Source organism: Mesorhizobium sp. AA23, from assembly GCF_001672435.1.
In the GTDB taxonomy this organism is placed as follows: domain Bacteria; phylum Pseudomonadota; class Alphaproteobacteria; order Rhizobiales; family Rhizobiaceae; genus Mesorhizobium.
On record NZ_LYTP01000030.1, the window covers coordinates 249,167 to 259,463 of the forward strand.

Genomic DNA, 10,297 nt, shown 5'->3' on the forward strand with positions numbered 1-10,297 from the left:
AAAACCGCTGCGCGTCTCGGGGAAATGCATTATGCGGCGTCGGCGCCGATCGCGGCTTGATCCTGCTGTCCGGTGAGCCGGTTGGCGCTGGACCAGGCCATCATCTGCTCGGGATGCAGTTTGACCGCTTCCAGCAGCCGGTCGCGCTTGAGCAGGATATAGGCCGCTTGCAGAACGAGGTTCTTTGCCGCCACGTCCTTTGCCGGCCGGGATGCAGGCTGGACAGCGTTGGGCTTCAGTTCGGGACTGACGATCGCCCGGTATTCGCGAAAGGGCACTGTCTCCAGGGTCGACATGCCAAACAGCGCAGCGCCGGCGCGCGCCGCAAAATTCGCCGGCGCCGAGGCGAGGTGGGTCCAGCCACGCTCGCCCATGGCGCTCTCGGTGAAGGTAGATCCCGCGTGGATGGTGTTGGTCATCAGCACGACTCCGTTCTCCTTCAGCGTCTTCTGGATGCGCGCCGTAACCTGGTAGGCTTCGGCGCGCTCAAAGACGATGCGGCTCTTCAGAAACCGGTTTTCGACCTCGACCAGCGGCTTGTTGATCACATGCAGGCCGAATTTGCTTTCCGAAAAGCCGTGGAAGTTGACGCTCACCTGGTGCGCTTCGATGCCGGCTTCGAAGAGGGCGCGCTTGCCCATGATGGTCTGGGCGACGAACTGATCGCACCAGACGATGGCGCCGCGGCCGCGCTGCAAGGCCTCGCGCAAGCCGTCGATGCCTTCCAGCCGGATCGCCGGCGACCAGCGCCTGCCAGGCGCCAGATGAGCGGCAAGCATCAGACGGCGGCGATGCGCGGCGGCGAGATGTCCCCTGAAAAGGCTTCGCGTGTCGGCATCATCGCCAAGGACCGCTTTGATCGCCACGTCATACCGCGCGAAATCCTTGCGAAAATGACGCTTGCGTCGAAGCGTGGAAACCCAATCGCAGATCGGCGCCCACCAGGCCACCGGCAGCACCGCCGCCACCCCGAGATAGAACATGGATAGCAGGCTTTCGCGCAGATCCTTGTTGGAGACGCTGCGCAACTTGCCGGGGCGGAGGAGCTTGCGGCTGAAGAAGCGGACGGTCTCGCCGCGCTCCGGCACTGCAACGTCGGCGATGATCTCGGTATGATAGATGCTGGCGGATGACGGTTGCCGGTTGGCCCTGCGGGACTTGCCAAGCCGAGGCAGCCTCATGCGTTAGATACCCCCAAACCTTGATCCATCCGTCAGCCGATTTACAGCGTCTGTCGCGGACAGACAACCAACGGCGAGACGGCGCGGCTGAGCGGTCAGATCTGCGACGTGAGTTCGACCGGGAAATCGTCGTTGTCGGCGTCGCGCATGGCGGCGAGGCTGCGGTTGTCGAGCACCTCGGCGATCGCCTGGCGCACTTCCAGCATCATGTGGCGGACCTGGCACGTCGCCTCGTCGCAGTCCTCGCAGCGCTGATATTGCGTGCGGCTGGCGCAAGGGATCGGCGCCAGCGGCCCGTCGAGCACGCGCACGACATGGCCGATCTTGATCTCGGAAGCGGGCCTGGCGAGGCGATAGCCGCCTTCCTTGCCCTTGCGGCTCTGGACGAAGCCGGCATTGCGCAATTCGCCCAGAATGGCGTCCAGGAACTTCTTCGGGATGTTGTTTGCGACCGCTATGTCGTTGACGAATGCAAGCTGGCCAGCCGGCAGGCCGGAAAGATGCACGAGGGCCTTGAGGCCGTATTTGCCTTTTTTGGTCAGCATGCCCGATTCAGTTTATCAAACCCCAATCGCCTGCATCTGGCGGTTGTTTGTGTGCAAATCATGACAGTTTGGCCGCGCTACGCGGCTTGGCACAACAATTCGTCGACACAGGTTAGGCACAAACGCGTTGATTCTTCGTAATGTTTTTCACATTGGCCGCGTTGATTTCGCCGGCAAAGTGATGCCGGCTCCAGATTGAAAAAAGCCGGCGATGCCGACGGCGATGACGGCTTTCCACTTCTTTTGATTGTAAGCGCTACCGGCTGCCATAGGCCTGATCGAGCAAGCCGCCTGCCGCGAAATGCTCTTTCTGCACCCTATCCCAGCCGCCGAAGATCTCGTCTACCGTCAACAGGCGCACGTCGGGAAACTCGGCTTTGTATTTGGCGGCCACTGCTGCGTCGCGGGCCCGCAGGCCGTTGCGGGCGGCAATGTCCTGGCCCTCGGGCGAATAGAGGAATTCGAGATAGGTCTTGGCGAGATCGCGGCTACCGTGCTCGTCGGCGATCTTATCGACGATCGCCACCGGGAATTCGGCCAGCAGGCTGACTGAAGGCGTGACCTGCTCGAACTTGTCGTCGCCATATTCCCTGCGGATGCCGCGCGTTTCGGATTCGAAGGTGATCAGCACGTCGCCGATCTCGCGCTGCACGAAGGTGGTGGTGGCGGCGCGGCCGCCGGTGTCGAAGATCGGCACGTTGGCAAACAGCTTGGCGATGAACTCCTTCACCTTGGCGTCGTCGCCCTTGAAGGCTTCCTTCGCGTAAGCGGTGGCAGCGAGATAGGTATAGCGGGCATTGCCTGATGTCTTCGGGTTGGGGAAGATCACCTGCACGTCACGCACCAGATCGTTCCAGTCCTTGATGTGCTTGGGATTGCCGGCACGAACAAGGAAGGACGGCAGCGAATAGAAAGGCGATGCGTTGTCTGGGAAATCCTTCTGCCAGTCCGCGGAGATCAGACCCCTCTTGACCAGGAAATCGACGTCGGTGACCTGGTTGAAGGTGACGACGTCGGCTGCCAAACCTTCCGCGATGGCACGAGCCTGCGCCGAGGTTCCGGCGTTGGACTGATCGACGGTCACGCCGGGATGCTCAGCGATGAAAGCCTTGTTGATGTCGGCAAACAATTCGCGGCCGACGTCGTAGGAGGCATTGAGCAGCTTGTCGGCCGACCAGGCTTGGGAGGACGCGAGGACGACGAAGCCGGCAAGCGTGGCAATACCCAGCAATAAGCGCTTCATGAAAACGGTCCTCCTCCAGACAATCAGAACTATGGTGTGACCATAAAAAGGAAAGCCTGGCTGCGCGAGGCACGCGGTCCGGGGGACGCACGAGCAGCGGGAAAATCTCCCGCCCGAACAGCCGCTTGGTAGGATTTTCTTCCAACCTGATTCATCGCGGCTCCTCTACCGGGCGCCTGGACGTGGCAGGCGGCAAATAGGTCAGGAGGCCGGGAAAAGCTTCCAGCGCCTCGGCCTGAAAGCCACCCGGCTCTTCTGTGCCGCCGGATGGTCGACCGGCAGCTCGATCTCGACGCGCTGACGCTCGCCGCCGATCTCGAGCTCGACCCGCCTTGTGCCGGCGACGCGGCGGCTGGCGGCGACCGTCCCGGCAATGCAGCCGCTGCAGCCGTCGAGCAGCTCGACATCGTGCGGACGAAAGTAGAGCAGGGCCTCTCCCGGCTGCGCATGCGGCGCCTGCAGACCGACCGGCCGGTCGGCCAGCCAGATCTCGCCATTGTCAACCTTGACCGGCAGCGAGCTCGATTCGCCGATGAAGCTGTAGACGAAAGGCGAGTTCGGCGTGTCGTAGATCTCGTCGGCCGAGCCGACCTGCTCGATGCGACCTTGGCTCATGACGACAACGCGGTCGGCGAGTTCGAGCGCCTCCTCCTGGTCGTGGGTAACGAAGACCGTGGTGTGGCCGGTGGCGTCGTGGATTTCGCGCAGCCAGCGGCGCAACTCGCGGCGCACCTGCGCGTCAAGGGCGCCGAATGGCTCGTCGAGCAAAAGCACCTTGGGCTCGATGGCCATGGCGCGGGCGAGCGCGACGCGCTGGCGCTGGCCGCCGGAAAGCTGCGCCGGATAGCGCTTTTCCAGCCCCGACAGCTGGACGAGGTCGAGGAGTTCCGAAGCGCGGCGGCGGATCTCCTGCGCCGAGGGACGCGCGGCGCCGTGCCGGACCTTGAGGCCGAAGCCGATATTGTCGGCAACCGTCATGTGTCGGAACAGAGCGTAATGCTGGAACACGAAGCCGACATTGCGCTCCTGGATCGACTTCTGCGAAGCATCCTCTTCGCCGAAGAAGATGGCGCCCTTGGTGGGCCGCTCCAGGCCGGCGATCAGGCGGAGCAGCGTCGTCTTGCCGGAACCGGATGGCCCGAGCAGCGCGATAAGCTCGCCCGACCTGATGTCGAGCGAAACGTCGTGGAGCGCCGGAAACCGCTCGAACTCCTTGCGCACGTTGACAACGCGAACTTCCATACAGATCCCTCAATCAGTTGATGCATGCTACGCGGTTTCGGGCGGCATGCATCTAATGTCCGCGTGTCGCGGCAATCTCGGCGCCGTAGCGCATCTCCAGAAGTGTTTTCAAGACCAGCGTCACCAAAGCCAGGCCGGCAAGCAGCGAGGCGACCGCGAAGGCCCCGACGGCGTTATACTCATTGTAGAGAATTTCCACATGCAGCGGCATGGTGTTTGTGAGGCCGCGAATGTGACCTGAGACCACCGACACGGCGCCGAACTCGCCCATGGCGCGCGCGTTGCAGAGTAGCACGCCGTAGAGCAGGCCCCATTTGACGTTGGGCAGCGTCACATACCAGAAGGCCTGCCAGCCATTGGCGCCGAGTGACAGGGCCGCCTCCTCGTCGCCATTGCCCTGTTCCTGCATCAGCGGGATCAGCTCGCGGGCGACAAAGGGGAAAGTGACGAAGATGGTTGCGAGCACAATGCCCGGCACGGCGAACAGGATGACGATGCCATGCGCCTTCAGCCACGCGCCGAGCAGGCCTTGCGCCCCGAAGAGGAGCACATAAACCAGGCCGGAAATGACGGGCGACACCGAGAACGGCAGGTCGATGAGGGTGGTCAGAAAGGCCTTGCCCTTGAACTCGAACTTGGCGATCGCCCAGGCAGCCGAGATGCCGAAAATGAGGTTGAGCGGCACCGAGATCGCCGCCACCAGCAGCGTCAGGCGGATCGCCGAGCGCGTGTCGGGGCTGGCAAGCGCCTCCGTGTAGGCGCCGATGCCTTTGCTAAGCGCCTCGTGGAAGACAACGATCAGCGGCAGAAGCAGGAAGACGGCGAGGAAGGCGAAGGCTATTCCCATCGCCACCCAGCGCACCGGCCTGCTTTCGGTCACCGCGGCCGACTGGCTTTCGTGATGCGGTTCGTAGGATTTGATCTCGGGATCAGCCATAGCGCTTGCGGCTCCATGTCTGGACGAGGTTGACGACCAAAAGCATCACGAAGGACAGCGCCAGCATGATCGCGGCGATCGCGGTCGCCGCCTCGTAATTGTATTCCTCGAGCCGGATGACGATGAGGAGCGGCGCGATCTCCGACTTGAAGGGCAGGTTGCCGGCGATGAAGATGACCGAGCCGTATTCGCCGACACCGCGCGCGAAGGCGAGCGAGAAGCCGGTGACGATGGCCGGCGCCAGTCCCGGGAAGAGCACACGAGTGATGGTCTGGAAGCGGTTGGCGCCAAGCGTGGCGGCAGCTTCCTCGACCTCCCTGTCGAGCTCCTCCATGATTGGCTGGACGGTGCGCACCACGAAGGGTAGGCCGATGAACACCAAGGCGATGACGATGCCGAGCGGGGTGTAGGCGACCTTTATGCCGAGCGGCATCAGAAGCTGGCCGATCCAGCCATTCGGCGCATAGAGTGTGGTGAGCGCGATACCGGCGACTGCGGTGGGCAAGGCGAAGGGCAGGTCGACCATCGCATCGGCGATGCGTCGGCCGGGGAAGCGGTAGCGGACCAGCACCCAGGCGACGATGGTGCCGAAGACGACGTTGACCGCGGCGGCCAGGAAGGCGGTGCCGAAGCTGATCTTCAGCGCATTGAGAGTGCGCCGGTCGACGGCGATCGCCCAGAAGTCGGTCCAGCCGAGCGCGGCCGAACGCCAGACCAGCCCCGAAAGCGGAATGAGGATGATGAGCGTGAGGTAGGCAAGCGAGAAGCCGAGCGTCAATCCGAAGCCCGGAATGACACTCGGCTGTCTGAACCGCCACCCCGCCTTGGCGGGTGCTGTGTTCATGCTGTTCTGGATCGTCCCTTCTTACTCAGACCAGAGTGCCCTTCGCCTCGGCTCGGGCACTCGTACAATAGACCCAAGCAGGTTTCATCCGGCCTATGGCTGCCATGCTTCATTGGGCGGGCTTGTAAATCTGGTCGAATATACCACCGTCGCCGAAATGATAAGGCTGCGCCTTCTTCCAACCGCCGAATTGCGGATCGTCGATGGTGACGAGCTTGATTGCCGGTAGCTTGGCGAGATCCTCGGCAGGCACCAGGTCGGGCTTGGCCGGACGATAGTGGTTCTTGGCGATGATGGTCTGGGCTTCCTTCGAATAGAGCCAGCTCAGATAAGCCTCGGCGACCTTGCGGGTGCCCTTGGCGTCGACATTGCCGTCGACGACGGCGACCGGCGGCTCGGCCAGGATCGAGGTCGGCGGGTAGACGATGTCGAAATTGTCGGCGCCGAATTCATCGAGCGCGAGATAGGCTTCGTTCTCCCAGGCGATCAGCACGTCGCCCAGCCCCTTCTGCGCAAAGGTCACCGTCGAGCCGCGGGCACCGGTATCGAGGACGGGGACATTCGCATAGAGCTTGCCGACGAACTCCTTGGTCTTGGCTTCGTCATTGCCGTCATTGGCATTGGCATAGGCCCAGGCGGCGAGGTAGTTCCAGCGCGCGCCGCCCGAGGTCTTCGGGTTCGGCGTGATTACCTGGACGCCGTCCTTCACCAGATCGTTCCAGTCATGGATGTCCTTGGGATTGCCCTTGCGCACCAGGAAGATGATGGTCGAGGTGTAGGGGGCCGAGTTGTTCTCGAACTTCGTGCGCCAGTCCGGATTGATCTTTTTCGTCTTCGCGGCAATGGCGTTGATGTCGCCTTCGAGTGCCAGCGTCACGACATCGGCGTCGAGACCGTCGATGACGGCTCGCGCTTGGGCGCCGGATCCGCCATGCGACTGTTGGATGGTAACGGTTTCTCCGGTCTCCGCCTTCCAGTGCGCGGTGAAGGCCTCGTCATAGGCTTTGTAGAGCTCACGTGTCGGGTCGTAGGACACATTCAGAATGGTCGTATCGGCAAATGCGAAACCGAGCGAGCCGAACTGGACAGATGTGGCGACCAGCGCGCCGAGCAGTTTCCCGAAATGAGGGTTGGTCATTTCCGCCTCCGTTGAACGGCCCGAACTCTAGCGAATTTATAGAAATTAGATGCACTCAATGTTGCCTTTTTCATCTCCTTGCAGCAATTTTTCGCCGAGGGGCGGCCAGTCGAGGAAATATCTTCCTCACTTGCCAGCAGCGTGGTTCCTCGTCAGCGGGCCTAATTAGAACCGGCCGCGATCCGGGCAAGTCCTGTGCCCTAGTCGGCGGTCACCGGAAAATCGAAGCGCTGCTTTGGGAACGGCTCGTCGGCGAGGGTGAAATGCCACCATTCGCGCGCATAGTTGCGGAAGCCGGCGGCGCGCAAGGCCGAAAGCAACATCGTGCGGTTTGCCGTCGCTTGGAGGGGCAGCGGGCGGTGGGCCGTCTCGCTCGCCGAATCGAAACAGTCGAATCCGGTGCCGAAGTCGAGCGTGCGGGCGTCAGTCGCGCCGCAAGCGGAATGAGCCGGGCTTGTCTTGTCAAGCTCAGCGACGGCGAGGTCAACGGTCGAGCCCCGCGAGCGGCTGGACAGTTCGCCGACATAGCCCTCGGCGATGAGGTCGCCGCGCTCGACCGTCGGATACCATTGCGGATCGGGCGGGCCGCCTTGCCTTGTCCATCTGACCATGTCGGCGACGGCGCGTGCGGGGCGGTAACAGTCGAAGACGATCAGCGTGAGGCCCTCGGCCGTCATTGCTTTCTGGACGCCGGACAGCGCCTTCGCCGCCGGCGCGGTCAGGATGCAGACCGGCGCTTCGTAGCCGTCGACCTCGCGTTGCAGGAAGTTTCCCAGCCCGGCATAGCGGATGTCCTGCGAATGGTCGGATCGACATCGGCGAGCCGGACGAATCCGGCGGGCAGGGGGTCGGCGTGGGCGGAGAAGGCAGCCAGGAGAGCCAGTGCCGGGAGGATTATAGCTGCTCCCGCTGAAGGACGGGTGTGCTTCGCAATAAGCCTCGAGAGAAGTGCCTTTCGATCCTTGAAAGGCGCAACGCGCCGAATCGCTTGCCCGCTTCTATTCAACGAAAACCTTCACGCTGGCCGCGCGCCCGGCGGCGTCGATAACGGTGAGCGTCGAATAGCCGGTGCCGTCGGGCTGCCAGGTCGCGGTGCGGCGGCGGTCGATGCCGGCGAGCGGCTTGCCGTTGGCAAGCCAGCGGAAGGGCGCGCGGCCGCCCTGCAGCTTCAGCACAAGCGGCGAAGCGTCCGCCGAATTGGTGCCGAGGTCGACGCGAGCCCCGTCCGGCGGGAAGACGATGGTGGGCGCCGGTTCAGTCGGCGTTGCCTGCACCAGCCCGTCGGAGCCGGCGCCGAAGCGGGCGAGCGTCACCGGCAATTCTTCGCGTTTGGGATTGAAGAGACCCGGCGGCCGGCCGGGCAGCGGCACGCTGGCCAAACCCGAGCGGACAAAGCCTTCGAAGAGAATGGGCGCGGCCGAAACATAGCCGGAGAGGCCAGGTACCGGGCCGGCGTCGGCACGGCCGACCCAGACGCCAAGCACATAGCGGCCGTCGAAGCCAACCGACCAGGCATCGCGATAGCCGTAAGATGTGCCGGTCTTGTAGGCGATGCCGCGCTGGGCCGCACCTTCGGGCGGCTTCACGCCGGACAGGATGTCGTCGATCTGCCAGGCGGCCTGGTCGTCGAGGATAGTGGCGGTGATGCGCTCGGCATCGGCGGGCTCGGTGCCGTCATGCAGCGCGTGCATCTTGCCGCCATTGGCGAGGCCGGTATACAGCTGCACCAGGTCGCGCAAAGTCACCCCGGCGCCGCCGAGGCCGATCGCCAGCCCGGGCGCCTCGTTGAGCGGCAGGACCAGGTTGACGCCGGCCTGGCGGAAGCGCGCCGTGAGCCGCGCGGGACCAACTGCGTCCAGCACCCGGATCGCCGGCACGTTGAGCGACAGCTGCAGCGCCTGCCTGATGCTGACGTCGCCCTGGTAGCCCATGTCGAAATTCTTCGGCCGGTAGCCGCCAAAGTCGGCGGGGCTGTCCTCGATGATCGTCTCCTGCGCCACTAGGCCTTGCTCGAAGGCAAGCCCATAGATGAACGGCTTCAGCGTCGAGCCGGGCGAGCGCACTACTTTGGTCATGTCGATCCAGCCGGATCGGCTGGCGTCGAAGAAATCGGCTGAACCGACTTCGCCAAGAATGTCGCCGGTGCGCGCATCGGCCAGCACCATGGCGACGGAAAGCTTTGGGCCGAGCTTCCTGGCGGCCTCTTTCGCCACCTGCTCCAGCCCTTGCTGAACACTGCGGCGGATGGTGAGTTGCAGCGGCTTGCCGGGTTGAGCCTTGGGCAGCATGGCGTAGGACGCATGCGCGGCCAATGCCGGCAGCTTGCGGCGCAGGCCGGAGACGTCGTCGAGCGCGGCGCGCGCTGCCTCTCGTTCGTTGAGCAGACCGGCCGAGACCATGCGGGTGAGCACGCGGTCGCGCGCGGCATGCGCGATGTCGAGATTGCGGTCTGGCCGGCGCTTTTCCGGCAACTGCGGCAGCGCGACCAAAAGTGCTGCTTCCGATACGGTCAGCCGCTTCGGCTCCTTGCCGAAATAGGCGAGCGAGGCGGCGCGCACACCTTCCAGGTTGCCGCCATAGGGCGCCAGCGTCAGGTAGCGCTCGAGGATTTCGCGCTTGGACAAACGCCGCTCGATCTGGATGGCGCGCAGGATTTGCCTGGCCTTGGAGGCGAGGCTGCGGCTGTCGCGCGGCTCGATCAGACGGGCAAGCTGCATCGAGAGCGTCGAGCCGCCGGAAACGATGTGGCCGCTGGTGGCGAACTGCCCGGCGGCGCGACAAAGCGCCAGCATGTCGACGCCGCGGTGGTCCCAGAAGCGCTTGTCTTCATAAGCGACCAGCATGTCGACGAACTGCTTGTCGACCTGGTCGAGCCGGGTCCCAAGCCGCCAGTAGCCGTCCGGCGTCGCGAAGGCGCGCAAGAGTTCGCCGTCGCGGTCCTGCACTTCGGTGGAGACCGTCAGCGGCGCCGGGAGCGGCGGCGGGAAGGCGCGGTCGAGCTGCCAGAGAGCGGCGACGGAAAGGGCAAGACAGGCGGCGGAGGAAGCTGCCGTTATGGCAGCGCGGCGCAAAAATCTTTTGGAAAGCATGGTGCTGCCCCTCACCCTGACCCTCTTCCCGTGAAAGACGGGGAGAGGGGGGCGTCAGCGCTGGAGCTTGTCCCTTCT

General features: G+C 63.9%; 9 protein-coding genes. All 9 read right to left on the reverse strand.

The genetic code is table 11. From position 1 onward, the window contains the following. Positions 1-29: 29 nt before the first annotated feature. A complete protein-coding gene (locus A9K66_RS25125; RefSeq protein WP_067328911.1) occupies positions 30-1,181 on the reverse strand; it encodes a hypothetical protein in 1,152 nt (383 codons plus the stop codon). Positions 1,182-1,276: 95 nt separating this feature from the next. Continuing rightward, positions 1,277-1,726: an Rrf2 family transcriptional regulator gene (locus tag A9K66_RS25130; protein ID WP_013530871.1), complete on the reverse strand. Its 450-nt coding sequence runs from the start codon at positions 1,724-1,726 to the stop codon at positions 1,277-1,279. Positions 1,727-1,982: 256 nt separating this feature from the next. Further along, positions 1,983-2,969: a sulfate ABC transporter substrate-binding protein gene (locus A9K66_RS25135; RefSeq protein ID WP_067328913.1), complete on the reverse strand. Its 987-nt coding sequence runs from the start codon at positions 2,967-2,969 to the stop codon at positions 1,983-1,985. 201 nt (positions 2,970-3,170) lie between these two features. Beyond that, on the reverse strand, positions 3,171-4,211 hold the full coding sequence (locus tag A9K66_RS25140; protein ID WP_067328916.1) for a sulfate/molybdate ABC transporter ATP-binding protein: 1,041 nt from the start codon (positions 4,209-4,211) through the stop codon (positions 3,171-3,173). A 52-nt stretch (positions 4,212-4,263) separates the two neighbouring features. Beyond that, positions 4,264-5,148 (reverse strand): sulfate ABC transporter permease subunit CysW, encoded by an 885-nt coding sequence (gene cysW, locus A9K66_RS25145; RefSeq protein WP_067328919.1) that lies wholly within the window; start codon positions 5,146-5,148, stop codon positions 4,264-4,266. After that, complete coding sequence (cysT, locus tag A9K66_RS25150; RefSeq protein WP_066990552.1) at positions 5,141-5,992, reverse strand: sulfate ABC transporter permease subunit CysT; 852 nt, start codon at positions 5,990-5,992, stop codon at positions 5,141-5,143. The genes cysW and cysT overlap by 8 nt, the downstream gene beginning before the upstream one ends. Before the next feature lie 109 nt (positions 5,993-6,101). Then, positions 6,102-7,130: a sulfate ABC transporter substrate-binding protein gene (locus tag A9K66_RS25155; protein ID WP_067328921.1), complete on the reverse strand. Its 1,029-nt coding sequence runs from the start codon at positions 7,128-7,130 to the stop codon at positions 6,102-6,104. A 200-nt stretch (positions 7,131-7,330) separates the two neighbouring features. Then, a complete protein-coding gene (locus A9K66_RS25160) occupies positions 7,331-7,963 on the reverse strand; it encodes a M15 family metallopeptidase (RefSeq protein WP_348626467.1) in 633 nt (210 codons plus the stop codon). A 165-nt stretch (positions 7,964-8,128) separates the two neighbouring features. Beyond that, complete coding sequence (gene pbpC, locus A9K66_RS25165; protein ID WP_082954072.1) at positions 8,129-10,219, reverse strand: penicillin-binding protein 1C; 2,091 nt, start codon at positions 10,217-10,219, stop codon at positions 8,129-8,131. Positions 10,220-10,297: the final 78 nt, after the last annotated feature.

Coding starts and splice junctions, on each gene's coding strand:
- A9K66_RS25125 (WP_067328911.1), bottom strand. CDS start 1,181: ATGAGGCTGCCTCGGCTTGGCAAGTCCCGCAGGGCCAACCGGCAACCG.
- A9K66_RS25130 (WP_013530871.1), bottom strand. CDS start 1,726: ATGCTGACCAAAAAAGGCAAATACGGCCTCAAGGCCCTCGTGCATCTT.
- A9K66_RS25135 (WP_067328913.1), bottom strand. CDS start 2,969: ATGAAGCGCTTATTGCTGGGTATTGCCACGCTTGCCGGCTTCGTCGTC.
- A9K66_RS25140 (WP_067328916.1), bottom strand. CDS start 4,211: ATGGAAGTTCGCGTTGTCAACGTGCGCAAGGAGTTCGAGCGGTTTCCG.
- cysW (WP_067328919.1), bottom strand. CDS start 5,148: ATGGCTGATCCCGAGATCAAATCCTACGAACCGCATCACGAAAGCCAG.
- cysT (WP_066990552.1), bottom strand. CDS start 5,992: ATGAACACAGCACCCGCCAAGGCGGGGTGGCGGTTCAGACAGCCGAGT.
- A9K66_RS25155 (WP_067328921.1), bottom strand. CDS start 7,130: ATGACCAACCCTCATTTCGGGAAACTGCTCGGCGCGCTGGTCGCCACA.
- pbpC (WP_082954072.1), bottom strand. CDS start 10,219: ATGCTTTCCAAAAGATTTTTGCGCCGCGCTGCCATAACGGCAGCTTCC.